A 25,611-nucleotide genomic window follows, 5' to 3' on the forward strand; every position below is an offset into this window, starting at 1 on the left:
CCGGCAGCGCCGACAAGCCTGTGCGCCGGAGCAATCCGTGCGATGTCTTGCGCAGTGGACGCCGGTGCGCTCGAGGGCGAGATCCGCCGCATCGGGGAGGGCGGGCCGCCCGCCCGGTTTGGGAATTCTGGGAAATGGTCGCCGAGATGAATTGGTAAGCAGCACAAGATGGCACGAAAATCTGGCGCGCGACCTCGCGATGCTATTGACTGCGAATTCGAGCCCTCCTACTCGGGGCCAGGAGTCCGACATGCCCGAATATTTGCAGCGAACAGGCGCGGTACTCGCCGTCGTCCTCACTTTTGCCGGTGCGATGATCGGCAGCGCACATCCGGTCGGTGCCGACCCGTCGCCGGGTGTCGTGGCGGCAGATGTCGCACGAATAGTGGAAATGCGTTCCGAATCCGACCGGCAATCGGAACTAGAGGTGTTTTCGGCCGCGATGAACAGCACCACGCGGATTCGTCTGCTGCGCGCGGCCGATCCGGAAGCGCCTGCGCCGACGTTCTATCTCCTCAACGGCGCCGACGGCGGCGCGGACAAGAATTGGCTGGAGGGCACGGATCTCGTCGAGTTCTTTCGCGGCGAACAAGTGAATGTCGTCATCCCCTTCGGCGGCGCGGGCAGCTACTTCACCGACTGGCGCAGCGACGACCCGGTCCTGGGCAGGCAGCGCTGGTCCACCTTCCTGACCAAGGAGCTGCCGCCGCTGGTCGACGCCACGTTCAACGGCTCCGGGGCGAACGCCATCGCCGGCATCTCGATGGGCGGAACCTCGGTGTTCCAATTGGCCATGGCCGCACCGGGTCTGTACCGGGCGATCGGTTCCTACAGCGGCTGCGTGCGCACCAGCGATCCCGCGGGCCAGGCGATGGTCCAAGCAGTGGTCACCCAGCAGCGCGGCAACGTCGTCAACATGTGGGGGCCGCCGAGTGATCCCGCGTGGCGCGCCAACGATCCGTACCTGCACGCGGACCGGCTGCGCGGTCTCGCCATCTACGTCTCCACGGGAACCGGGCAGCCCGGGCCGATGGACACGCTCGACGGCGTGCACGGCGACATCTCGCACCTGCTCTATCAGCTGTTGTTCGGGACCCCGCTGGAGGCGGTGGCGCATCTGTGCACGCATCAGCTGCAGGACCGGCTGCGCCAACTGGGTGTCGCGGCGACCTTCGATTTCCGGCCGAACGGCACGCACTCCTGGGGTTACTGGCAACAGGACCTGCACAATTCGTGGCCGATGATCGAAGCGGCGATTCGATGACCCGTAAAGAGGCAGCGGTGGCGCTCGGCTCGTTCGGGGCGTGCCTGATCTCGGTTTTCATGCAGATGATCGATGTGACGATCGTCAACACCGCGCTCCCGGTCGTCACCGCGGAGCTGCGGGCTTCGCGAGCCGAGCAGCTGTGGGTGGTGGCCGGTTACTCGCTGGCGTTCGCCTGTGTGCTGCTCACCGCCGCGCGCGTCGGCGCGATCGTCGGACGCCGCCGCATGTTCCTGTGGTCGGCGGCGGCGTTCACGGCGGCCTCGGTGTGGTGCGGGCTGTCCTCCAGCGCGATGGAACTGGTGATGGCCCGGATCGTCCAGGGTGTGGCGGGGGCGGGAATGGCCGCACAGACCATCGCCATCATCACCGCGATCTTCCGGCGCGAGCATCATCAGTACGCCTTCGCCGTGTACGGCGCGACAGCCGGTTTCGCCGGAATGCTCGGCCCGATCGTGGGCGGCGCGCTGATCACCCTGGATCCGTTCGGGCTCGGCTGGCACGCGATCTTCCTGATGAACCTGCCGCTGGGCGTGGTGGCGATGGCGCTGGCCGCGGGGTACCTGCGGCTGGGTCCGGCGACGGACCGGGCCCCGCTGGACCTACGCGGGGCCGTGGTAGCCACCGCGGCGCTGTTCCTGCTGCTGTTCGCGCTGTCGGACAGTCAGCAGGCGGGCTGGCGTCCGCAGCACGCGATGTACATCGCGGCCGCGGTGGCGCTGGGCGCGGTGTTCGTGGCCCACGAGCGCGCGACACGCCGCCGTGGCGGCCGTGCGCTGGTGCGGCTGGACCTGTTCTCCGACCGCGGGTTCGCGGTCGGATCGGCGCTGGTGACGATCTTCTTCGGCCTGTTCACCGCGTTCGTGTTCACCGTCTCGATCCTGCTGCAGGACGTGTTGCGGTTCTCGGCGCTGCGAACCGGTCTCGCGATGACACCGTTCGCCCTCGGCGCGGGTGCGGGCGCGGTGCTGTCGCCGCTGTTGGTGGGGCGCTGGGGTATTCGGGCGCCCGCCGCCGGAATCGCCGTCTTCGGCGGGTGCGTCTTGGTGGGCGTGGGATACCTGTACGTGGGGTCGGGGGCGGTGAACTTGCCGCTGGTGGTCGGGCCGGTCTTCCTCGCTGGCTTCGGTGTCGGGATATTCGGCGTGCCACTGCAACCGCTGATGCTGGCGGAACTGGACGACCGGGCCATGGGCGAGGCGTCGGGCTTGCTCCCCACCGTCGAACAGATCGGCAACTCGGTCGGACTGGCGGTGCTCAGCGCGCTGTTCTTCCGCGCCCACACGCTGTCGGGCAGCATGATCATGCTCTCGGCCATCGCCGCCGCGGCCCTCGGGCTCGCCGTGCTCACCCTGGCGCTGCCGGACCGCGCGCGGGCGGCCACGAGTCCGTGGAGTTGGTCGACCGCGAACTGATCGCGATTCCGGCGTGGCACGCCTTCCAGTACTGGTCGGTGGGTCTCGACCCAGCAGATCCCGTCACATTCCCGGGCGAGAGGCGCGGGTTGGAGCAGGTCGGCAAGCAATACAGCGGCTTCCGGCTTTGTGTGGCACTCCCTCGGGAGGGCGCCCTTTCTGGGGACTAAGGGCGTTCGGAGCCGTGGACGGCTTCGGTACGGGCTTCCTCGGGTTCTGGCACGGTGTTGTGACGATCGCCGCGCCGCAGCCAGGACGGAGCCCACCAGCAGGCGTCGCCGAGCAGCCGCATGATCGCGGGCACCAGCAGCATGCGCAGTATCGTCGCGTCGATGAACAGCGCCGCGGCCATACCGAAGGCGATGTACTGCATCATGACCAGGTCCGACAGGGCGAAGGCTCCGGTCACCACGAGCAGGATCAGGGCTGCCGCGGTGATGATCCAGCCCGTGCGGGCGATGCCGACGCGTACCGCCTCGGTGGTGGTCGCGCCCGCCGCCCGCGCCTCCACGATGCGGGCGAGCAGGAAAATCTCGTAGTCGGTCGACAAGCCGTAGATCACGGCGACGATCAGCACCAGCACCAGCGCCATGATCGGCTGCGGGGTGAAGTCGAGCAGGCCCGCGCCATGGCCCTCGACGAAGATCCAGGTGAGTATGCCGAGCGTGGAGCCGAGCCCGAGCAGATTCAAGACCGCGGCCTTGAGCGGCAGCACCACCGAGCCGAAGGCCAGCACCATCAGCACGGTGGTGACGAGAAAGACGAGCGCGATCATCAGCGGCATCCGGCGCAGCAGCGCGTCGACACTGTCGCGCTGCTTCGCGGGCTGACCGCCGATCAGCACGGTCGTGCCCTTCGGCACGGGCATGGAGCGCAGGTAGTCGATGGTCGCGTTCGCGTCGTGCGCATCACGCAGCACGGTCGAGGTGGTGAAGACGTTCGGATGCCCTGGTCCCTGCACCGCGCGCGGGAACGGCGCGATGAGTCCGGGGGCTCGGCCCGCCTGCGTCACCACCCCGTCGACGTCGGCGGTGTCATGGGTGATCAGCACCAAGTCGACCGGGTTCATCTGACGCAGCGGGAAAACCTGATCGAAGTGCTGCTGCGCCGTGCGGGCCGGATGCTGCGGGGGCAGGAAACGCTCGGAGATGCCGCCGAAGGCCACGTCGCGCACCGGGGCGATGAGCACCACCAAGACGGCCACCAGCGGAATCGCCACGGCCAGCGGCCTTCGCATGACCCACCCGGCGACGCGGCCCCACGGATTGTCCCGTTCGCGGTCGCTCGCCCGGCGGGCGTGGAACCGGTTGAATCCGAGCCAGTCCACGCGCCGGCCGAGCACGGCCAGCATGGCGGGCAGCACGGTGATCGAGATGAGCGCCGCCAAGGTCACCGTCACCATCGCGCCACAGGCGAACGAGCGCAGGAAGCCCTGTGGGAACAGCAGAATGGCGCCCGCGGCGACGACCACGATGGTCGCGGAGAACACGACGGTCCGTCCGGCGGTCGCTACCGCGCGCCGTACCGCCTCGGGCACCTCGTTGCCGTCGGCCAGCTCTTCGCGGAACCGGCTCACGATGAACAGGCCGTAGTCGATGGCCAGGCCCAGACCGATCATCGAGACCACCGGTGAGACGAAGGAGTTCACCTCGGTGACGGTGGTCAGGGCGCGAATGATCCCCCACGCTCCCAGCACGGTCAGCCCACCGACGACGAGCGGTAGCGCGGCCGCCACGACGCCGCCGAACAGGAAGAACAAAAGCACCGCCACCGCGGGAACGGCGAACAGTTCCATCCGGCGCTGATCGTGGGTCATGGTGTCGTTGAGCGCGGCCGCGACCGGCTGGCCGCCGGCGACCTCCATCTCGATTCCCGGTATCCAGAACTCGTCGGCGACCGTTCGATAGTTGCGCATCACCACCGTGTCGTCGTTGCCGCGAATGGCGACGGAGACGAAGGCGTAGTCGCGGTCGGCGGAGCCGAAGACATCCGGCAGGTCGAGCCCGGTGTCGGTGGGCCAGTAGCCGGCGTTGATCTTGGCGATCTGGTCCGGAAAGCGTTGCGGCAGGCTGTTCAAGTGACCGACGATCGTGGCGGCGAAGGCGGGATCGTCGATCGTCTTGCCTGCCGGCGCGTGAAAAAGCAAGAGCACGTCGGCGATGTGATCGTGGCCGAAGGCCTCGTCTTTGAGCCGAGCCGCGCGCGCCGATTCCGAGTTCGGATCGTCCCACCCGCTGACGCTGAGATGATCGCCCAACCCGAGGCCGTACACACCGAGCGCGAGCAGTCCGGCGACCATGACCCCGATGACGGTGAATCGCCGCCGGACGAGCGTATCGGTCCAGCGCGTGAACTCGGCGAACACTGCCGCCTCCTAATCGAGACATCGTATTTTCGGCGAGGCCCAGAACAGGTGAAAAAGTAGCAATCTCAACGGATTTCATCGACAGAGAATCCAGAATCTCGATATGCCACAAATCGGTCGGCGGGTGGATTGTGAACTCTCCCTGAGTCCACGACGGGCGGGTGTGGCCGCCGTTACGCTGAGGCCGTTGCCAGCTGCGCACACGCTAATTCGTGAATCGCCGAGCAAAATGGCGATCAACTGGATCCGACCCGGAGGATGTGCATGTCGGATATTGCAATTGTCGGCATCGGCTGCAGATTTGCAGGCGGAATCGACTCGCCCGACACCTTTTGGGAATTCGTCCTGGACAAACGCGACGGTGTGGTCGAGATGCCGGCCGATCGCTGGGACTACCGTCGCTACTACGACCCGGAACCACGGACGCCGGGACGCAGTTACACCAAGCGTGCGGCGTTCATGACGATCGACCCGTGGGAGTTCGACCCGGACTTCTTCGGCATCTCCCCCCGTGAGGCGACCGTGCTGGACCCGCAGCAGCGCCTGATGCTCGAGGTGACCTGGGAGGCGCTCGACGACGCCGGGATCGCGCGGCACGCGGCCGGCAGATCGATCGGCGTCTACGTCGGCGGGTTCGTGGTGGACCAGTCGGTGATCGGCGTGGTCGGCCCGGCCCTGTTCCACACCGACATGCACACCCCGGCCAGTGCGTCCTACACGATGCTGTCCAACCGGATCGCCTACGCGCTCAACCTGGTCGGTCCCGCGCTCACGGTCGACACCGCCTGCTCGTCGTCGCTGGTCGCCTTCCATCTCGCCTGTCAGGCGCTGGAGAACGGCGACTGCGAGGTGGCGCTGGCGGGCGGCGTGAACGTCATGCTGCAGCCGGAGACCTTCGTGCTGATGTGCAAGGGCGGCTTCCTGGCCGCGGACGGCCGCTGCAAGTCCTTCGACGCCTCGGCCGACGGCTACGGGCGCGGCGAGGGCGCGGGCATGGTGGCGCTGAAGAAACTCGACGACGCGGTCCGCGACGGCGACCGGATCTACGCGGTGGTCAAGGCGACCGGCTCCAATCAGGACGGCCGCACCACGGCGATCACCGTGCCCAACGCCGAATCCCAGGAAAGCCTGGCCCGTTCGGTGTGCGAGCGCGCGGGGCTCGCGCCGAACGCGATCACCTACGTCGAGGCGCACGGCACCGGCACACTGGTCGGCGATCCGGTCGAGTTGCGCGCGCTCGGACGGGTGTTCGGCGCGCCCGCGGGGCGCACGCGATCGCTGGGCGTCGGCTCGGTGAAGTCGACACTCGGTCACACCGAGGCCGCGGCGGGTGTCGCGAGCGTGATCAAGGCGGCGCTGGCGATCCACCATCGCACCATCCCGCCGCAGGGCTGGCTCGACAAACCCAATCCCGACATCCCGTTCGACGAGTTGGGACTGCACGTCCAGCTGGAAGCGGAGGCGCTGCCCGACGCCGCCGAGCCGATGACGATCGCGGTGAACGGCTTCGGCTACGGCGGCACCAACGCCCACACCATCCTGCAGGAGTTCCGTCAGGGGGCGACCGAAACAATTTTGCCCGCACGGCATTTCGGTGTCCTGCCGATCTCGGCGCGCAGCACCGGCGCGGCACGTGCGCTGGCCGGCCGATTCGCCGACCTGATCACCGCGGGCGCTGATCCGGACCGGCTGGCCGAGGCCGCCTGGACTCGCATGGCGCACCATCAGTACCGCACGGGCATGCTCGTGGGCGACACCGCCGACCTGGTTCGGGAGCTACGCCTGTTCGCCTCGGGCGAGGGCCGCGACGCCGCGCGGACGATCGCGGCGCGGACGGCGGAGCCGGTGTTCGTGTTCTCGGGCATGGGTCCGCAATGGTGGGGAATGGCCCGCGAACTACTGAGCGGTGACAGTGTTTTCGCCGACACGGCCGTGGCGATCGACGCGGAGTTCCGCGCGATCGCGGGCTGGTCGATCGTCGAGGAGCTGCTGCGGCCCGAGCAGGAGTCCCGGGTCACCGAGACCGAGGTGGCGCAACCGGCCAACTTCCTCGTGCAGGTGGCGCTGGTGCGGGAGCTGGCCGAGTTCGGCATCCGTCCCGCGGCCGTGGTGGGGCACAGCGTCGGTGAGGTGTCGGCGGCCTACGTGAGCGGCATGCTGTCGCTGCGTGACGCGGTCCTGGTGGCCTGTCACCGAGCCCGGTTGCAGGCGACCACCGCCGGTTCGGGTGGCATGCTGGCGGTAGGGATGTCGCTCGAGCAAGCCCGCGTCCTGGTCGGCGACGACCCGAGGGTGGACATCGCCGCGATCAACAGCGCGAGCTCGCTGACCTTGTCCGGTGACGTCGACCGCTTGGACGAGATCGCCGAAAAGCTCACCGAAGAGGGCATCTTCGCGCGCAGGCTGCGTGTCGAGGTGCCGTACCACAGCCGGTTGATGGACCCCATCCTGGACGAGCTGCGCGGGGCGCTGGCCGGGCTGGAGCCGAAGGCGCCGACCGTGCCGCTGTACTCATCGGTCACCGGGGAGCCGGTACTCGGCCCGGACTGGAACGCCGAATACTGGTGCGCGAACGTGCGAGAGCCCGTCCGGTTCGCCGACGCCGTCACCGAGCTGATCGGTGCGGACAGCCGGGTCTTCCTGGAAGTCGGCCCGCACCCGGTGCTGTCGGGCAACATCCGCGAGGCTCTGCTGGGCGCGGACGTCAACGGCACGACGGTGCCCACACTGGATCGCAAGCAGCCGGATTCGGAGAGCGTCCGCCGCACCCTCATCGGCCTCTACGCCGCGGGCGTGCTCGACCTCGACGAGCTGTTCCCGGCGCGGCGCCCCGCCACCCCGCACGTGCCGCTGCCGCGTTATCCGTGGCAGCGGACCCGGCTGCATGCGGCGCTGCCGCTGTTCGAACAGGCACGGCTGGGCAGCCCCGGCGCCTACGCCATGCTCGGCGATCCCGACGTCGAGGGCAGGCCGGACTGGCTGCTGCAGGTCGGCACCGAGCTACTGCCCTGGCTGGCCGACCATGTCGTCAACGGCATCAAGATCATGCCCGGCGCGGCGTACCTGGACGCCGCGCTGAGCGCCACCGCCTCCCGTCTGGGTGTCGAACGCGTGGCGCTGGAACAGGTGCGGTTCGTGGCCCCGCTCATCATGGGCGCGCCGGATGTGCCGCTGGTGGCGCTGACCGTCGAGGAGGCCAGCGGCCGCTTCCTGATCCGATCGCGCTCGGCGACGGGGACGGCCTGGACGGTGCACGCGTTCGGCCGCACGCTGACCGGCAGCCACAAGCCCACGAAGGTGACGGTTCCCACCCTGGACGTCGGTCTCGATGTCGACCCGCAGATGTTCTACACCGGCCTGGCCGCGGCGGGGCTGCAGTACGGCCCGGCCTTCCGCCGCGTCACTTCCGTGCGCGTGGGCGCGGAGGCGGTGGTCGCCACGGTCGACGGCACGATCGCCGCGGACGCCGGACACCTCGCCCACCCCGCGGTGGTCGATGCCGCGATGCAGTCCGCGGCCCTGCTGTTCGCCGACGCCCGGATCGATGAGGGCACGCTGGTGCCGGTCGGTGTCGCGGCGGTGCGGCTGGTCGCACCGCTACCCGAACGGATCACCGTCGTCGCGCGCCGCGATCCCCGGGCCCGGCTGCGCGCCGACGTGGATCTGCTCGACGACGAACGCAACCTCGTGATGCGGTTGAGCGGCCTGCAGATCGGTGCGCTCGCGCCGGGCCAGGATCCGCTGCATCGGATGGTCGACTTCTACTACGCCGAGACGCTGGAACAACGCGATCCGCTCGATCCCGAAGCGCTGCCGCGGGATTCGGTGACCACCGTGATCATCGCACTGGGCGGCAACTGCCGCCGTGCGGGGCAACTGGCCGCCGCCCTGCCCGGCTCCCGGCTCTACGTGGCCGGCGTGGCGGGCCGCGAGCTCGCCGCCGACCTGGCCGCGACGCTGGCGGCCGCCAAGGCGGAGGGCACCGACCGGCTGCACGTCTGCGTGGTCGCGGGGGCTGTAGAGGACGACGTCGCAGACCTGTGGACGCTGGAGCGGATCGCGGTGGCCCTCGACGAGTTCGTCCACCCCGAGACCGCCGACGAGGGACCCAAGAGCGTCTTCGGCGAAGGATGGTGTCATGCCACCCTGGTGACCGAGCGGGCGTTCGCGCTGCCGGACAGCCCGATCCCGCCGAACTCGAATCATGCCGCGCTGGCCGGCGCGCGCCGGGTGCTGCTCAACGAGCAGTCGGCGCTGCGCTGGCGGCTGATCGACGTGGAACCCGACACCGAGATCGCCGTTCTGATCGAGGAAATGGCCGTGCCGGGCGCGTTCTGGAACGACAATCTCGACGAGGTCGTGCTGCGCGCGGGCAAGCGCTGGGCCCCGCTGGTGACCAAGCCGCTGCAGGAGCGTCTCGACGCCCTCGACACCGCCGAACCGCTGACCGACCCGGAAGCCGGGTTCGCGCTGGAGCTGCCCCGGACCCGGATGCTGTCGGCGTTGGCGTGGCGGCGATGCCCGCGGCGCGAACCGGGACCGGGCCAGGTCGAGGTGCGAATGAAGATCATCGGCCTCAACTACAAGGATCCGCTCAAGGTCATCGGCCTGCTCGGCGAGCGAGAACTCGCGCCCACCTATTTCGGCACCGTGCCCGGAATGGAAGGCGTCGGCGAAGTGGTGCGCGTTGGCGAGGGAGTCACCGATCTGGCGGTGGGCGAGCTGGTCGCGATCGCCGCCAAAGGCATGATGCAGCGCTACGTCGTCGTCGACCGGCAGCTGACGATCCCGCTGCCGCCCGACGCCGATCCCGCGTACTGCACCAGCACCATCGCTTTCGGCACCGCCGAGTACGCGCTGCTGGATCTGGCCCGGTTGGAACCGGGCGAGACGGTGCTGATCCACGGTGCCGCGGGCGGTGTCGGCACGGCCGCGATCCAGGTGGCCAAGGACCGCGGGGCACGCATCATCGGCACGGCGAGCACGGACGAGCGCCGCGCCCACGTGCTCGCCCTCGGCGCCGATCACGCGATCGACTCGCGCTCGCTCAACTTCGTCGACGACGTACTGGAGCTGACCGAAGGCAAGGGCGTCGAGGTCGTGCTCAGCAGCGCGCCGGGGGAGATCCTGCGTCAGAACTTCAACGCCGCCGCGGAATTCGGCCGCATCGTCGAGGTCGGCAAGGCCGACATCTACACCGGTGGATTGCTCGAGATGGCCAACTTCGACAAGAATCTGGCGTACTACTCGATGGATCTGGACCGCCTGGTCGCCGTCGACGCGCAGCGGCTTACCCGGCTGCTGCAGCGGGTCTACGAGAAGGTGCTCGCGGGCACCTACCAGCCGCTGCCCTACAAGCTGTTCGAAACCGACGAGGTGGGTAAGGCCTTCGAGGAGACCATCCGCTCGACCGGCCTCGCCCGGATCGCGTTGCGCATGGATTCGCCTGCCCCGGCGGTGCGGCCCCACCTACCCGAGATCGAGATCGACAGCGCAGCGACCTATCTCGTCACCGGCGGGTTCGGTGGATTCGGGATGGCCATCGGGCGCTGGCTGGTGCTGCGGGGGGCGCGGCGGCTGGTACTGCTCGGCCGCGGCGGCGCGAGCACGGAGGAGGCGCGCAGGCAACTCGAGGCGTGGCGCACCGTCGGCGTCGACGTGGTCGAAGAGCGTGCCGACGTGACCGACCCGGAGGCTGTCACCGCGATCGTCGCGCGGTCCCACAGCGTCGAGCACCCGCTGCGCGGAGTCTTCCACGCGGCGGGATCCGTGGCCGACAACCGTCTGGCCGCGATGCGATTCGAGGAGCTGGCCACGGTGTATCGCCCGAAGGTGCACGGCGCCCGGGTACTGCATCGAGCCGTGGCCGACGCCGGGATCCGGTTGGACATGTTCGTGCTGTGCTCCTCGGGCGGTTCGATGTACGGCATCTACGGCCAGTACAACTACTGCGCGGCCAACGTGGCGGTGGAGTCGCTGGCCGAGGAATGGTCCCGGGCGGGCGAGCGGGCGCTGTGCGTCGGCTGGGGTCATCTGTCGGGTGCGACGGGCGGCATGGCCGCCGACGAGACGGCCCTCAAGTACCTCGACCTGGTGGGGTTCGACCCGATCGACATGGCGGACGCCACCGCCTATCTGGAGCAGACGCTGCGCCTGGGCGACGCTCGCGCGGCGATCATCCCGACCGACTGGGCCAAGCTGACCGGTACCTTCCCGCAGCTGACCCGGACCGGCCGCACGATCGCGCTCGCGCAGTCCTCCGCCAAGGACACCTCCGAACTGGCCCGGTTGCGGGCCGAGGTGGCCGCGATCGAGGAGAGCAAGCGCGGGGCCTTCGTCGCCCGCAAGATGGCCGAGGAGCTCGCCGTCGTCATGGGCGTGCCGGTCGAATCCATCGACATGACCGTTCCGGTGCCCGAACTCGGACTGGATTCGCTGATGGCGGTGGAACTCGGCGCGCGGGTCACCAAGACCCTCGGCATCGACCTGATGTCGCTGCAGATGGGCCGATCGTTCAGCCTGGAGCAGGCGGGTCCGAAGGTGGCGGAGCTGATCCTGGCCGCGGATGCCGGTCAGGCACAGCCGGTTCCGGTCCCCGCCACGCCGATGGCCGAGCCCGCGGCCCCGAACGGCGTCGCGGCCGAACCGGTGCAGGCGCTGGCGGCCGAGGCCAGGCTGTGACCGGCCGTCGTCGAAACGAGGTGACACCGTGGTCGGTTTCGGGTTGATCGATGAATGGGAGCCGGGGCCGGGCCGGCTGGTCAGCTGGGTGGCGTCACCGGATTCGGTGGCGCGCGCCCGGCGGGCGCCGGTTCATCCGGCCCCGCCCTCGCACCAGCAGGAGCAGTATCTCCGGCTCGCCGAGCGGCACGCCCAGGCGGATTTCCGGTACTCGGGACTGTGCCTGGTGACCGCGGAGATCCCGACCGGCGGCCTCGACCCGGCCGCGATGACACGGGCGGTCAACGCGTTCCTGTTGCGCCACGACACCTTTCGGACTTGGTTCCGGATCGGCTCCGCGGGCGCGATCGAGCGGCACCTCGTGCCCGCGGAGGACGTCGAATTCGTGCCGATCGACTACGGCCGCGTCGACGAGGCCCGCGCCATCCGCGATCATGTCCAGAAGACGACGCCGGGGCCCTTCGACTGGGACTGCTTCACCTTCGGTGCGATCGAACGCGAGGATTCGACCACGGTCTACCTGGCGGTCGATCATCTGCACACCGACGGATTCGGCCAGTACCTGTCCGGATTCGACCTCGCGCTGCTGTATGTGCGCGAGGTGTGGGAAGACGTCGGCATGCTGACCCCCGCGGCCAGCTACCTCGATTACTGCACCGCTGAGCGGGAGTACACGAGCCGGATGACGCTCGCCTCGCCCGGCGTGCGGAAATGGCTGGAGCTCATCCGGGGCAACGACGGCGAACTACCCTCGTTCCCTTTGGATCTGGGCAGGCGCACCGATGTGTACAATCGCAGCGCGCATCGCACGATCACACTGTTCGACGAGCACACCGCGTTGCGCTTCGAGCGGGTCTGCCGCGCCAACGGCGCGGAATTCGTCGGTGGCATCTTCGCCGCGGCGGCGCTGGCCGAACGCGAACTCATCGATAGCGACTACTACTTCGGCATGACGCCGGTCAGCACCCGCAGCAGCGCGGCCGAACGCGCGTCGGTCGGCTGGTATGTGACGCTGCTGCCGGTGGCCTTTCCGATCGGCGCCGCCACCACCTTCGCGCGCGCCGCGGCCATCGCGCAGCACGCCTACGAGAACGGACTGCGCCTGGCCCCCACCTCGTTCCAGCGCGTGGTGGAACTGCTGCCCGCCGACTCCGATCTGGACCTGGAACCGGGCTGGTCCACGCCGATGATCTCCTATGTGGACGCCCGAGAGTTGCTCGGCAACGAGTTCTTCGACTTGGCGTCGTGCGGGCTGTACGCCAATCGCGCCGCGTCCGAGCAGGTGCTGATCTGGATCAACCGGCTGGCGTCGGAAACCACGCTGAGCGTCATCTATCCCGACACACCGGTGGCGCACGGCTCCGTAGAGCGCTACGTGGCCACGCTCGAAGCGGTGTTCACGGCGGCGGCCGAGGACACCCTGTGAGGAGGACACGTGCACACCGCATTCGGTGACCCGGGAATCCCCGACGGAGAGAAGTCCGTCTACACCGTCACCATCGCCGATCGGCCGCCGAAGCTCGACCTGATCAGTGTGGTCGCCCACGACGGCGACGGCTACCGCTCGGTCCTCGAGGCAGGGCTGGGGCACGGGAATTTCACGATGACCATCGAGCAGCGGTTCCAGCGCTTCGAAGGCAGGCTACGGGCCGAGCACTACCGCGCCGAAACCCGCTCGGGCAGCACGGTGGTGTCCCGCGAGGAGGCCAACTTCCTCGATACCGTCCACCTCCAGTTCGGCGGCGGGATCGCGCCCTTCCCGATCGACGTGATGCCGCTTGCCGGTGGCTTGACGCTGCTACGCGGCCTGGACTTCGCCGAGGGCGCGAAGGAGTGCGTAGATCTGTGGCTGGCCTTCTCGGTGCACATCCCCCTCGGTGCCGAAGTGGAGCAGCGCACCGTCGTCGAGGTGCCGGCCGGGCGCATCACCAGTTGGCAGGTCCGGCTGCGGCCACGGCTGTCCGGGCTGAACACGATGCTGGAGAAGATGCTCGGCGGATTCCTGCCACCAGCGGTGGCCCACTTCGACGCGGCCCCGCCCCACCGCCTGGTCCGCCTCAGCTTCCCGACCGGGCCGATGCCGTGGGACCCGCGCGGCCTGCTCGAACTGGTCGCCTAGATCCGCCGCCGATCGAGGGAGTGGCACATGGTCGAGGCCGAGTCCGCGAAAGGACCTCTCCACCATGTACCACTCGCGTGTGTCATGCGGTGGGTGTGCGTTCTCGGACACGGGTGAGAGTGGCCGGGATGATGCGGCGGGGGCGGGGGGACCACCAGTTGGCGGGGCCCATGAGTTGGACGAGGGCGGGGACCAGGAGCATGCGGACGAGGGTGGCGTCCACGACGAGGGCGATGATCATGCCGAGGCCGAGGAAACGCATGGGAGTCAGCGGCGACAGGGTGAAGGCTCCGGTGACGATCACCAGCAGGGTTGCCGCGGCGGTGATCACGCGGGCGGTCTTGACCGTGCCCGCACGGACCGCGGCCGCGGTGTCGGCGCCCGCGTCGTGTGCTTCGACCATGCGCGACAGCAGGAACACCTCGTAATCGGTGGAGAGCCCGAAGACGACCGCGATGATCAGCACCAGCATGCCGGCGGCGATCGGGCCGGTGCTCACGCCGAGCACGCCGGACAGATGCCCGCCGCAGAAGATCCAGGTGAGCACGCCGAACGTGGCGGCGAGGCTCAGGAACGCGAGGGCGACCGCCTTGAGCGGCAGCACGATCGAGCCGAACGCGGCCGACAGCAGCACCATCGTCGCGCCGACCATGACGAGGATCATCCACGGCATCGCGGCGACGATGGAGCGCACGCTGTCCACGGTGGCCGCGGTGTCGCCGCCGATCCACAGCACCGTGCCGTCCGGGGGAGTCACCTCGCGCAGGCCGCGGACCGAGGCACTCGCCGCTTCGGTGCGGTCGGTGTCGCGCAGGAACGCGTGGAACACGACGAAGTCCTCGGCGCGACCCACCTGGACGACCTGGCGCACACCGTCGATCTCGCCCAGCGCCGCCGCCGTCGCGTCCACGGCGGCGGACTGGGGCGGCCCGTCCGTGCCGTGCAGCACGGCGGTGACGCCGCTGCCGGCCGCGGGAAACTGCGCGGTGAGCTCTTCGACGGTGACCCGCATCGGGTTGCCCGCGGGCAACGCATGATGGTCGATGTCCCCCAGCCGCAGCCCGGCCAGCGGCGCCGCGAAGACCAGCAGGACGGCGCCGACGGCCATGGTCACCAGACCCGGCCGCCGCAGCACGCGGTCTACCAAGCCACCCCAGAACCGGTCGGTGCGATCGATCGCGCGCGCGGTACCGATGCGCGCGCCGAACAGGGCCAGCAGTGCGGGCAGCACGGTGAGCGAGAGCCCGGCGGCCAGCGCCACCGCCGTGATCGCGCCGATGCCCAGTGACCGCAGCACTGCCTGCGGGAAGACGAACATCCCCGCGAACGCGCAGACCAGCAGCAGCGCCGAGAACGCGATCGTGCGGCCCGCGGTCGCGTAGGTGCGCCTGATCGCGGCGGTCACCTCGTGCCCGGCCGCGACCTCCTCGCGGAACCGGGTGACCAGGAACAACCCGTAGTCGATGGCCATTCCGAGACCGAGCAGCGAGGCGATGTTCACCGCGAACGTGCTCACCTCGGTGAGTTCGGCGAGCACCCGGATGGCGCCCATCGCGCCGAGCACAGTCAGGCCGCCGACCACGACCGGGAAGGAGGCCGCGACGAGACCACCGAACACCAGCACCAGGATGAGCAGCGTCAGTGGCAGCGAGATCGATTCGGCGCGGAGCAGGTCGTGCTGGGACTGCGCGTTGATCTCCGTGGAGACCGCGCTGTAGCCGGACAGATCGGTCGCGACACCCGGGACGCGCAGCAGCGGTTCGAGGTCCGGATACGCGCCGACGCGCTGGTTGGCGTCGCCGGCGAGGTACACGACGGCCAATGCGTGCCGGTTGTCCGCGGAGCGCAGGAACTGCTTGCGTGCGATTCCGGCGTTCCAATAGGTTTCGATCGGCCGTTGCAGCATCGCGGGATCGATCCGCGCCAGCGACTCTCGCACTCGCGGGCCGATGTGGTCGAGCGTCTGTCCCTCCGGCGCGGTGTACCGCACCACCACGTCCGGATTCTGCGGTCCGAAGTTCTCGCTCACGAGCTGATCCACATGCGCGGACTCGCTGCCGGGATCGACGAACCCGGCCGCCGTGACCTTCTCCGACGCTCCGATGCCGAGCAGCCCGGCCAGCAGCATCATCACGGTCGCGACCGCGAGCACCATCCGTGGCCGGGCGAGGACGACCCGGGCGAGGGCGGTCATCCCACGGCCGCATCGTGCGGGGCCAGTTCGGCTTCCAGCCGCGCGGCGATCTTGTCCAGCAGCGCCTCCAGCCGGGGTTCGATGCCCGCGCCGTTGCGGCAGGAGACGGTCAGTTCCAGCTTCCCGCGCGATTCGACCATGGCGAACAGCAGCGGCATCGCGCCGCTGTGCTGCGGCAGCACCCGCATGGTGGTCGGCCTCCAGCCGGGTACGGCCATCTCGTCGAGATCGAAGCCGCCCATGTGGGAGACGGTGGCCGAGACCATGTTCCGGTTCAGCCGTGCCCCGAGCCAGTTGCTTCCGCGCAGCACCCCGCGGATGACGGCGGCCGGGAACTTCGACAGCTTGCCGTTGTCCAACTGGTTCAGTTCGCTCTTCTCCCGCAACCCGGTGCGCATGCGCCCGCTGATCGTCGCCCAGTCCTCGCCGGGGGCGACGTCGAGAAACAGGGGCAGTGCGAGGTTCCCGGTCGAGCGCAGTCCGGGATCGTGCCTGCGCAGGTCGACCGGAATCATGAAGCGCGACCGGGTCTCCGATTCCGCGGCAAGGACCGCCGCCACCCGCGCGACGATGCCCTTGCCGGAAGCCTCGATCGTGCGGTGGCGCAGTAGCCAGCGCGGGGCCGCCGGATCCTGGCGGCCACGTCCGGTTGGCGCCCGGAACGTGGGCAGCACCCGGGTCGGTCTGCCCGGCGCGCCGTTGCGCGCCACCAGCTCGGCGTCGGCGATCGGGTCGGGAGCGCCGGCGGGCGGCTGGCCGCGCAGGGCGCGGAAGACGTCGTCCACCCACATCCGCAGACCCATGCCGTCCATCACGCCGTGGAAGGCGCGGAACACGACGGTGGTCTGGTCACCGGTCAGCAACAGCACCTCGGTGGTCCGTTCCGGTGTGGGACCGATCGGGCTGTTGAGTACCGCGTCGTGTTCCAACGCGGCGTAGTTCAACGACCATCCCGGCACGACGCGCACCCTGGCGGCCAGACCGCTGTCCACCCAGTCGCCGCCGTCGCGGACCAGGCGGGCGCCCGGGTCTGCCGCCGAGGCCACGTCGACGGCCCGCTGGAGGGCGGCCGGGTCCAGGCTGCCGTCACCGTGCACGGCGAGGTGCATGACGAACGGTGGAGAAACTCGCCGCGTGGCGAAATAGAGACGTTCGGTGGGCGTGATCTTCCGGCGGAAGACAGAGGTGTTGCTCATGCTGATCTCCGGTACCGAGGTGGTGCTCAGCGCAGATTGCGGGTGAGTTCGACCGCTCCGCCCTCGGCGGGCAGCCAGGCGAGGAAGGCGGCCAGTCCGCTGTCGCGGTCCACGACCGGCTGGTAGCCGAAATCCCGTGCGGCGGCGGTGGTGTCGTAGGTGGCGCTGCGGGTCATCAGGGCCACGGCGTAGCGCGAGAGCGGTGGTGACCAGCGCGTCGCGACGGCCGGGATGCGCCAGATCGTCTCGATGACGCGTACCGCGGCATTGATCACCCTGGGATCGGGTCTCCTGGTCGGCGGCTGATAACCCAGTCGAACGGCCACCTCTCGGAGGAATCCCCAGACATCGGTCTGCTCGGCATCGGCGATGAAATACGCTTTGCCGCCGACCGCGTCCGACGCAGCCGCCTTCACACACGCGTCGACGATGTTGTCGACGTGGCACAGCGAGGCATACACGGTGCGGCCGAAGGACAGATCCGGTAGCGTTCCCGCGCCCGTCCGGCCGAGCAGCCGCACGATGGGACCGGACCTGTCGCCCGCTCCCCAGATCGCGCGGGGGCGCAGCGCGCAAGTGCGGAACCCTTCGCTGTCGGCGGCCAGGACCGCTCGCTCGGCCGCGGCTTTGGTCTCGGAGTACAGGTTCAGATAGCGCCGGGGATACGGCACCGATTCGTCGATGTCGAGCTGGTCGCCGCCGTGGTAGTCCATCAGGGCGCTCGGGCTGGAGATGAACACGAACCGCGCCGCCCCGCCGCGGCGGGCCGCTTCGAGCAATCGCTCGGTGGCGCGGACGTTCTCGTTCCAGAACTGTTCCCGGGTGCCGCGCTCGTCGACGCGGGCCGCGCTGTGGAACACGATGTCGACCCCATGGGTCGCCCGCTCGAGCGAGGCGGGATCGGTCAGGTCCCCGTAGACCAGCTGAACCTTGTCGACGTCGGCGCCGAGGTCGGTCAGATCGCTGGTGCGCCGCACCAGGATCGACACGTCGTGCTCGCCGTCGCGCACCAATCTGCGTACCAGCGCGCCGCCCAGAAATCCGGACGCACCGGTCACCAGAACTTTGCTCATTGCCTCTCCTCCTTGCCGGACCGGGTTCGCCACCAGGTCAAGCCGAAGATCTGTGTCAGGACCGCGGTCTCGAACCGGCCGCGTCCGGAACCCTCGGCGGCGCGCAGGGCCGCCGGGATCTGCGCCGCGTGCACGACGACGCTGAGGAACGCGTCGATCCACCAGACGGCGCGCAGGATCCGGCTGTCGGGGACACGGCCGGTCGCCGCGACGAGCGCGCCGCCGGCCAGATACAGCCACCCCAGGATGGGAACCGCCCGCAGTGCCATCGTGTTCATCGTCGGTTGTCCGTTCCGATTCGCTGGGCCGCCCACGTCGTGAGCTGTTCGCGCCCGATCTTCGCGTTGTGCCGGATGTCCACCGGGAACGACGGGTGGACCAGGAAATCGGCGATCGTCCTGGTGAGGTCGAACCGCGCCCCGTGGGCCCGCAGCGCGGCCGCGACGACCTCCGCGTCGGCGCCGGGCTTCGGTTCCACGCAGAGCACAGGTCGCTGTGCTCCACGCGCCCCGACGCCGACCAGCGCCGTGCGAGCCACGCCAGCGACGGTGTTGAAAACTTGCTCGACCTGGACGGTGAACATCGGACCGTGCGCCGTGATCACTCGCTGACTCTTGCGTCCGCAGAACCAGATCCGCCCTTGATCGTCGATCCACGCCAGATCGCCGGTGCGGTGCCAGATGCGGTCACCGTCGGCGATCTTGCCCAGCGTGTTCGCCTCTTGCGGCCAGTAGTATCCGGCGCTGACATTCGGTCCGGCGACGACGAGTTCACCGATCCCGCCGGTGTCCTCGAGCCCGCCCGCGAGCTCTTCGGCCCGTGTCCACGTCGGGATGGCGTCGTCGGTGATGGCGACGATGCGCGCCTGCACCCGGTAGGAGGGCCTGCCGATACAGGTTCCCGCCCCGCGGTGCGCCCGTTCGACCAATCCGTCCAGCAGTTCCCTGGACTCGATGGTGGACATCGGCAGCGCCTCGGTGGACCCGTATCCGGCGACGACCTTCGCATCCTCGCCGAGCACCGCGCGCAGTCCGGCGATGCACCAGTCCGGCACCGGCGCGCCGCCGGAATAGACGCTGTCCAGCGTGGTCAGCGCGGCCGGGTGGACGCGGAGGTGTTCGAGCAGCGGAATCAGCACGGCCGGGGAGGCGAACATGGTTCGCACCCCGAACTTCTGGATCGCGTCGACCACGTGCACGGGATCGGTAGCGCCGACCTTGCTCGGAATCAACGGCGGCAGCACGCATCGCGAGCCGAGCAACAGATCCAGCACGCCGACCAGCGGAAGCGTGATCAGCGAGGCCTCCGGCGCCGCCTCCCCGCGCGCCACGTGCACCTGCTCCACCATCGCCGCTAGGTTGCCGTGCGTCAGCTGCACGGCCTTGGCGGGTCCGGTGCTGCCGGTGGTGAACGCGATGAACAGCAGGTCGTCCTCGGTGGCCGCCCGGCCCGCGGTGACCGAGCCGGTGGGCGTGCGGCCCCAGTCCCGCAGCGACTCGCCGCGCCAGAACCACCGCCTGCCGACGGTGACCGCGGTGTGGACGCCACGGAAGCCGCGCCGGAACAGCACACGCAGCGCGTGCGCCTGCGGGATGCCGATGAACGCCTCGGCGTCCACGGCGCGCAAGCAGCGCAGCATCTTTCGCACGCCCATCCCGGGGTCGATCACCACCGCGACCGCGCCGATCTTGAGCAGCCCGAACATGATCGCGTACAGCTCAGGGCTCGGCAGCACCAGCACGATGGTGCGGGTCCCGGTGCCGACGCCCGACGCGGCGAGCCGCTGCGCGATCGTGTCCGACCAGGCGTCCAGCTCGCGATAGGTCAGCTGCCGGTAGGCCGGCAGGCCATCGGGGCCGACCCCGTCCGCGTAGCGCACGGCCACCCGGGTGGGGTCGGTGCGGACGACCGCACGAAACCGATCGATGGCCTGCCAGTAGGTTCCCGTTGTCACGCAGGCGCCCCGGCGAAGACGGGCAACCGGTAGAGCACCGCCGCCGCCGAAGGACCGGCGCCCGCCGCGACGAACAGCACCTGGCGGTGCTCGGCGAAGGCGTCGTCCGCGATCGCCAGGTCGTAGGCCGCGGTGAGCGCCGCGGTGTGCGGGTCACCGTCGCGCAGATCCGGAGTGCGCACCGAGCGCTGGTCGATGCCCAGTGCGGCGGCCAGCCGCTTCGGGAACTCCGCGCTCGGCGTCGACGCGATCAACGCGATCTCCTCGAGCGAGGCGTGCCCGGAATCGGCGAGCGCTTGCCGCGCGGCGTCGACGGCCACCTCGAGCAGGCGGTCCTCGAAGCCGGGCTCCCGCTCCACGGTCATGGCGCCGCGACCGGTGTTGCCCATGGTCGAGATGTCGACGTAGGCCTCGACGGCGGGCGTGCCTTCCCCCGCGACGGTGTGCACCCTGCCGAAGCCGGTCGGCTCGTCGGTGCGTTCGAGCAGCAGCGCCGCGCCGCAGGTGGCATAGGGAAACCGTTCGTCACCGATCGAGCGGAGCAGCGACGGATGAGTGTCGCCGGAGACGATCAGCACGTGCTCGGCACTGCCGGTCTCCAGGACCGAGGTGGCCACCTGGACCGCGTTGAGCACGCTGACCGCCCCGTTCATCAGGTCGAACGAGAAGGTCCGCGGGTCGTCCTTGGCGTATTCGAGCCCGATGCCCGCCGCCTTCTGGATCAGCGCCGATACCGCCGGTTCGACGGTGTTGGAATCGCGGAAGATGCCCGCGTTGATCAGCAGCCCGACCTGTTCGGAGCGGATTCCCGCGCGCTCGAGGCTCCGCTTCGCCGCGCGGGCGCTGTGCTCGACGATGCTGTTGGTGTCGCCGCCCCGGCTGACGCCGGTGGACTTGATGCGTATGCTCATGACCTACCTCAGACCTTCAGCGACGAGATGGTGGTGGACAGGAACCCGGTGACGATGCCGGAGGCCGCGGGCACCAGCAGCAACTTCGATCCCGCGGGGATGTTCTGCTCACCGAGCTGATCGTGCAGCACGATGAAATGCGAAGTGGTGGAGGTGTTTCCGTACTTCTCGATGACCCGCAGATCCGGCGGCATCGGGCTGCCGAACTCACGCTCGGCGATCGCGTTCATCCACGGGATGGCCGCGGCGCCGAACTGATGGTGGATCACGTAGTCGAACTTCTCGTCGGCGAAGGTCTTGCCCTGCGCCTCGAGGAATTTCCGCTGCGTATTGGTACCGAGCAGGAAGCGGTCCTCGTTGTGCATCCGGCGGTTGTCGGTGTACATCGCGATGCCCTGTGTCTTGCCGCTCGGCATGCCGAGGCATAGCTGCGCGTATTCCGCGGCGGTCATCATCTCGATGTAGTGGATCATGTCGTTTTCGTCGACCGCTTGGTCCAGTACGATCGCACAGCCGGAGTCACCGACGGACAGCGAAGCGAACTGCGGATCGTATTTCTGGGAAATCTCGGCCACTGCGGTTTCGGCAATCGGAGTAATGGCCTCGCCGCTGACGACGAGTCCGTTCCGAACGGCGCCGGACCGGATCATTCGATCCAGGATGTAGGTGCCGGTGAGCATTCCGGCGCAGGCATTCGTAATATCGAAAGTAATGGCGTTCTTGGCTCCGATAAGGCGACTTATCGAACCCGCGAACGATGGCTCCATATATACTCTCGTCGCATGCTTGCTCCGCGTGATCGAGGCGGAGATGACAACGTCGATCTCTTCAGGTGTGTACCTTGACCTGGACAGACAGTCCTCAACCGCCTTGACGGCCAGCGTGAACGAATCCTCGTGACTTTCCGGCCTGGTATCGCGTACCCGGCGTTCGCGGACGCCGGTTATTTTTTCCAGGTCGAACGAAGGCGTTTCTTTCAGTCCGGAAAGCAATTCCGTGGTGGTGACAACTCGGGACGGTAGATAGGCGCCGAGGGATTCGAAACGAGAATGGGGAGACACGAGCGCTCCTGAAATCGTGGAGATATACGGTTCCGGATCGACTCTGATCGTCGGTGCAATGAACACTACCCGACGGTAACAACAAATGGCTATATGCCCGTCGGCACTGCCGTCTGAGACGGAAATCACTGACGTGGGTATCTGTTTCGTGAGGTATCACCAACCGGTGACCGGCTGGCTATGGCTTACGCAGTATTGCGATGTGATCTGCCGTTTCGGTCTATCGCCGCGTTTCACGTTCGAGGCTGCGGGGGCGCACGGTGTCACTTTCGGAATGGTTACCGATCGGCTATTGGTGGTCGGCGCCGGTTCCTGAGTCGGCGGCGGGATTGCTCTCTCGCCGGATGTGAGTGACCTCACTGCGGTATCGCGTAGCGGGCGGCCGGTGCGGGTCGCGCGTCGTCCGATTCGAGCGGGCAACGAACAAGGTTGTGGCAGAGGGGAAGTCGTCGGTGTGGCGGATCGGCCGCATCGGTGCGACCCGCCGACCGGCCATGAGTCCGGCGGATTGCCTCCACCTGCCGAAAAGCGCGGCAGCGAGGGTGAGCCTGGACGTGTTGTGCCGGTTCGGGATTCGATCCCGAGCCGGCGCCTACATCCCGGTTACCGGCGCGGGCCGGTGCGCTGCGGGGCTCAGGCCTCGGTGCTCAGTGCGGAGCGCGCTGTGGCGATCCGCTCGATGACGTCCGCGGCGTGCGCGTCGAAACGTTCCCGGGAGACGGGGATCTCGCCGTCGAGCCAGGGGCGATAGAGGTAGGCGAGCGCGCCGAAGATGGCGCTGGCGTTGAGCGCGTAGTCGTGCTCGTCGGGCACCGGCTGGGTGTAGTCGCCCGCGCTGATGGTCAATGCGATCGGCGCGGTGAACAAGCCGATGAGTTCGTTGGCGCGCGGCATCAGCACCGGGGTGGCCTGTGATTCGATGAACATGATCCGGCCGCGGCGGCGGTCCGCCAACAGATAGTCGGTGAAGACGCCGACCATATGGCGGAACATCGCGTCGCGGTCGATGGGCGCGTTGGGCAACTCGTCGAGCAGCCGGTCGCGGGCGCCGAGGACGACGGTGTCCAGCACAGTCGTCAGTAGCGCGTCCAGGTTCGGGAAGCTTTCGTAGAAGTAGCGCTCGGTGAGTCCGGCCTGCCGGCACACGCCACGCATGGACGTCTCGGCCGCGCCCACGGTCGCCATCAGCTCCGTGCACGCCTCGACAAGCTGCTCCCGGCGCGCGGCGACGCGATCGGCGGGCGATTGCCCGCGCCAGCGGCGCATGCCCGGAATCGACCCGTCGGCTTCGTCCATGGCGTCATCCTCTCATAGCAACCGAATTGACATCATGTGATGTTGACAGCACCTGATGTCATCATTACATTGCGAAGACACCGATCGATGACGAGGGGCGCGAGATGGGTTCTGCCGTATATGCCGACCAGACACACGCCATCAACGCGCGAGCGGTGGAATTCGACTTCGCCACGGTGCCGATGCATTACATTCCCGGCGAGGCGATGGCCACCCACATCATCAACGTGATGCACCTGGTGCTCCCCGAAGGGGAGCGCGCCATGGCGCAGGCGCTGGCCGAGGCGCTACCCCTGATCGAAGACGAGCGCCTTCGCGAGGAAGTCCGCGGCTTCATCGGCCAGGAATCCATGCATGCCAGTTCGCACGAGAAGGCGCGCGAGCAACTGGAGCGGCTCGGCCTCGAAGTCGGCCCGATGGTCGACCGCCTCAGCTGGCTGGTCGACCGTATCCTCGGCGACCACGGACTGACCGGCCGGGCCAAACGGGAGTGGCTGTGCGAGCGGCTGGCGTTGTTCGCCGGCATGGAGCACTACACCGCGGTCATCGGGGAGTGGCTGCTCACCAACGACACGCTCGAAGCCAAGGGCATGCACCCGGCGATGCTGGACCTGATCCGCTGGCACGGCGCCGAGGAAGTCGAGCACCGCAGCGTGGTCTACGACGCCTACATGCACGTCGACGGCGGATACGCGCGCAAGGCGCGGCAGGCGCTCATCGCGAGTACGGGATTGCTCGTCTTGTTCGTCATCTCCGGGGGCTACCTGTTCCACAAGGACCCGTCGAAGCACAAGGGACGATTCTGGCCACTACAGCTGGCCGGCGCGTCGGTGCGCGGCGTGGTGCCCAGCTTCACGACGTTCTTCACCGAAATCCCGCGCTATCTGCGGCCGGGCTTCCACCCGTCGCAACTCGGCCCGATGGACAACGCGCTGCGTTACCTCGCGCAGTCGCCCGCGGCACGGGCGGCGAACGCGTGACCGCCGTGGGGGAGCGGTTCCAGCCAGGGGCGGCGCTGCGGCTGATCGGCTCGGCGGCCGACGCCTACAAGCGCCTTTTCGTAGAAAGCGATGCCGCGCAACTGCTTTCGCGCCCCGATCCGGTCCGCCGCACCGGATACGAATTCGAGGTGATCGTCGACCGGATCGGCCATGAGGCCCACGGCGTGGTGAGCTTGTGGCTGCGCCACCCCGAGGGCGGTGCACTGCCCGCGTGGACACCGGGCGCGCACCTGGACGTTTTCCTGCCGTCCGGTCGACAGCGGCAGTATTCGCTCACCAACGACCCCGCCGACCGTGGATTCTATCGCATCGCGGTGCGTCTCATCGCCGACGGCGAGGGCGGCTCCGTGGAGATCCACCGCGATCTGCGCGTGGGTGACCGGCTGTGCGTGCGCGGTCCGCGCAATGCGTTCCCGCTCGTCGAGGCGCCGTGTTATCTGTTCGTCGCGGGCGGTATCGGGATCACGCCGATCCTGCCCATGGTCGCCGCGGCCGAACGCGCGGGAGTGCCCTGGCGATTAATGTATCTGGGCCGGTCGAGGTCGCGCATGCCGTTCCTGTACGACCTGGCCCGCTATATCGGCGGCGACGTGGTGGTTCGGCCGGACGACGAGTACGGCGTACCCGACGCGCGGATGATCTTCGAACAGACCCCGCCCGGCGCCGCGGTGTACGTCTGCGGCCCACCGCCGCTGGCCGAGGCCGCGCGTGCGGTGCTCGCGCTGCACGATCCGACGGCGTCGCTGCACACCGAGCGCTTCTCTCCGCTGCCCGTGCGGAACGGGGAGCCGTTCCGGATCAGGTTGCATCGCAGCGGGTTCGATGTGGAGGTCGCCGCCGACGAGTCCGCGCTCGCTGCGATCCGTCGCGTGCTGCCCGGCGTGGCCTACTCCTGTCAGCAAGGATTCTGCGGCACTTGCAAGACGCGGTTGCTCGCGGGCGCGGTGGATCACCGGGACCGCTCGCTGCTCGAGTCCGAGCGCGCGGAGTCGATGCTGACCTGCGTCTCCCGAGCGCGCGGCGGCGAACTCGAACTGGATCTGTGAGCTCGGCGGGCGACGATGCCCGCGTGCGGAAGGAA

Annotated in this window: 16 protein-coding genes; 7 read left to right on the forward strand and 9 right to left on the reverse strand. The window is 68.7% G+C overall.

The genetic code is table 11. The features are described from left to right. Window positions 1–250 precede the first annotated feature (250 nt). Window positions 251–1,264, forward strand: a complete 1,014-nt coding sequence (locus ACFU5M_RS16840; RefSeq protein WP_379049716.1) for an alpha/beta hydrolase — start codon at window positions 251–253, stop codon at window positions 1,262–1,264. Continuing rightward, window positions 1,261–2,679: an MFS transporter gene (locus ACFU5M_RS16845; RefSeq protein ID WP_379049719.1), complete on the forward strand. Its 1,419-nt coding sequence runs from the start codon at window positions 1,261–1,263 to the stop codon at window positions 2,677–2,679. The genes ACFU5M_RS16840 and ACFU5M_RS16845 overlap by 4 nt, the downstream gene beginning before the upstream one ends. A gap of 166 nt (window positions 2,680–2,845) precedes the next feature. Here ACFU5M_RS16845 and ACFU5M_RS16850 read toward each other — a convergent pair whose 3' ends face one another. Then, on the reverse strand, window positions 2,846–5,044 hold the full coding sequence (locus ACFU5M_RS16850) for an MMPL family transporter (protein ID WP_379049722.1): 2,199 nt from the start codon (window positions 5,042–5,044) through the stop codon (window positions 2,846–2,848). A gap of 264 nt (window positions 5,045–5,308) precedes the next feature. Here ACFU5M_RS16850 and ACFU5M_RS16855 point away from each other — a divergent pair, with 264 nt between their 5' ends. Genes ACFU5M_RS16855 through ACFU5M_RS16865 form a run of 3 tightly spaced genes read left to right on the forward strand, consistent with a single transcriptional unit; the run spans window position 5,309 to window position 13,844 of the window. After that, window positions 5,309–11,725, forward strand: a complete 6,417-nt coding sequence (locus ACFU5M_RS16855; protein WP_379049725.1) for a type I polyketide synthase — start codon at window positions 5,309–5,311, stop codon at window positions 11,723–11,725. 28 nt (window positions 11,726–11,753) lie between these two features. After that, complete coding sequence (locus ACFU5M_RS16860) at window positions 11,754–13,151, forward strand: condensation domain-containing protein (RefSeq protein ID WP_379049728.1); 1,398 nt, start codon at window positions 11,754–11,756, stop codon at window positions 13,149–13,151. A 9-nt stretch (window positions 13,152–13,160) separates the two neighbouring features. Continuing rightward, window positions 13,161–13,844: a hypothetical protein gene (locus tag ACFU5M_RS16865; RefSeq protein ID WP_379049731.1), complete on the forward strand. Its 684-nt coding sequence runs from the start codon at window positions 13,161–13,163 to the stop codon at window positions 13,842–13,844. An 82-nt stretch (window positions 13,845–13,926) separates the two neighbouring features. Here ACFU5M_RS16865 and ACFU5M_RS16870 read toward each other — a convergent pair whose 3' ends face one another. From ACFU5M_RS16870 to ACFU5M_RS16905, 8 genes are all read right to left on the reverse strand, one after another. Beyond that, complete coding sequence (locus ACFU5M_RS16870) at window positions 13,927–16,038, reverse strand: MMPL family transporter (protein WP_379049734.1); 2,112 nt, start codon at window positions 16,036–16,038, stop codon at window positions 13,927–13,929. After that, window positions 16,035–17,234 carry a peptide synthetase gene (locus ACFU5M_RS16875; protein WP_379049737.1) on the reverse strand — a complete coding sequence of 400 codons (1,200 nt, stop codon included), beginning with the start codon at window positions 17,232–17,234 and terminating at the stop codon, window positions 16,035–16,037. The genes ACFU5M_RS16870 and ACFU5M_RS16875 overlap by 4 nt, the downstream gene beginning before the upstream one ends. Window positions 17,235–17,260: 26 nt before the next feature. Then, the gene (locus tag ACFU5M_RS16880) at window positions 17,261–18,307 is read right to left on the reverse strand and encodes an NAD-dependent epimerase/dehydratase family protein (RefSeq protein ID WP_379049739.1); all 1,047 of its coding nucleotides are present in this window, start codon (window positions 18,305–18,307) and stop codon (window positions 17,261–17,263) included. Next, a complete protein-coding gene (locus ACFU5M_RS16885) occupies window positions 18,304–18,576 on the reverse strand; it encodes a hypothetical protein (protein WP_379049742.1) in 273 nt (90 codons plus the stop codon). The genes ACFU5M_RS16880 and ACFU5M_RS16885 overlap by 4 nt, the downstream gene beginning before the upstream one ends. A 5-nt stretch (window positions 18,577–18,581) precedes the next feature. Beyond that, the gene (locus tag ACFU5M_RS16890) at window positions 18,582–20,261 is read right to left on the reverse strand and encodes a fatty acid CoA ligase family protein (protein WP_379049743.1); all 1,680 of its coding nucleotides are present in this window, start codon (window positions 20,259–20,261) and stop codon (window positions 18,582–18,584) included. After that, window positions 20,258–21,172 (reverse strand): hypothetical protein, encoded by a 915-nt coding sequence (locus tag ACFU5M_RS16895; protein ID WP_379049745.1) that lies wholly within the window; start codon window positions 21,170–21,172, stop codon window positions 20,258–20,260. The genes ACFU5M_RS16890 and ACFU5M_RS16895 overlap by 4 nt, the downstream gene beginning before the upstream one ends. A gap of 8 nt (window positions 21,173–21,180) precedes the next feature. Next, the gene (locus ACFU5M_RS16900; protein ID WP_379049786.1) at window positions 21,181–22,233 is read right to left on the reverse strand and encodes a 3-oxoacyl-ACP synthase III family protein; all 1,053 of its coding nucleotides are present in this window, start codon (window positions 22,231–22,233) and stop codon (window positions 21,181–21,183) included. Window positions 22,234–22,866: 633 nt separating this feature from the next. Next, a complete protein-coding gene (locus tag ACFU5M_RS16905; protein ID WP_379049746.1) occupies window positions 22,867–23,529 on the reverse strand; it encodes a TetR/AcrR family transcriptional regulator in 663 nt (220 codons plus the stop codon). A 104-nt stretch (window positions 23,530–23,633) separates the two neighbouring features. Here ACFU5M_RS16905 and ACFU5M_RS16910 point away from each other — a divergent pair, with 104 nt between their 5' ends. Beyond that, window positions 23,634–24,509 (forward strand): metal-dependent hydrolase, encoded by an 876-nt coding sequence (locus ACFU5M_RS16910; RefSeq protein WP_379049749.1) that lies wholly within the window; start codon window positions 23,634–23,636, stop codon window positions 24,507–24,509. Continuing rightward, window positions 24,506–25,576 carry a PDR/VanB family oxidoreductase gene (locus ACFU5M_RS16915; RefSeq protein ID WP_379049751.1) on the forward strand — a complete coding sequence of 357 codons (1,071 nt, stop codon included), beginning with the start codon at window positions 24,506–24,508 and terminating at the stop codon, window positions 25,574–25,576. Before ACFU5M_RS16910 ends, ACFU5M_RS16915 begins: the two co-directional genes overlap by 4 nt. Window positions 25,577–25,611 lie beyond the last annotated feature (35 nt).

Origin of the sequence: Nocardia sp. NPDC057455 (assembly GCF_042802775.1) — a bacterium.
GTDB lineage: Bacteria > Actinomycetota > Actinomycetes > Mycobacteriales > Mycobacteriaceae > Nocardia.

Bases quoted from the DNA above. Each gene is read 5' to 3' on its own strand.
- ACFU5M_RS16840 (WP_379049716.1), top strand. From the start codon at position 251: ATGCCCGAATATTTGCAGCGAACAGGCGCGGTACTCGCCGTCGTCCTC.
- ACFU5M_RS16845 (WP_379049719.1), top strand. From the start codon at position 1,261: ATGACCCGTAAAGAGGCAGCGGTGGCGCTCGGCTCGTTCGGGGCGTGC.
- ACFU5M_RS16855 (WP_379049725.1), top strand. From the start codon at position 5,309: ATGTCGGATATTGCAATTGTCGGCATCGGCTGCAGATTTGCAGGCGGA.
- ACFU5M_RS16870 (WP_379049734.1), bottom strand. From the start codon at position 16,038: ATGACCGCCCTCGCCCGGGTCGTCCTCGCCCGGCCACGGATGGTGCTC.
- ACFU5M_RS16875 (WP_379049737.1), bottom strand. From the start codon at position 17,234: ATGAGCAACACCTCTGTCTTCCGCCGGAAGATCACGCCCACCGAACGT.
- ACFU5M_RS16880 (WP_379049739.1), bottom strand. From the start codon at position 18,307: ATGAGCAAAGTTCTGGTGACCGGTGCGTCCGGATTTCTGGGCGGCGCG.
- ACFU5M_RS16885 (WP_379049742.1), bottom strand. From the start codon at position 18,576: ATGGCACTGCGGGCGGTTCCCATCCTGGGGTGGCTGTATCTGGCCGGC.
- ACFU5M_RS16895 (WP_379049745.1), bottom strand. From the start codon at position 21,172: ATGAGCATACGCATCAAGTCCACCGGCGTCAGCCGGGGCGGCGACACC.
- ACFU5M_RS16905 (WP_379049746.1), bottom strand. From the start codon at position 23,529: ATGGACGAAGCCGACGGGTCGATTCCGGGCATGCGCCGCTGGCGCGGG.
- ACFU5M_RS16910 (WP_379049749.1), top strand. From the start codon at position 23,634: ATGGGTTCTGCCGTATATGCCGACCAGACACACGCCATCAACGCGCGA.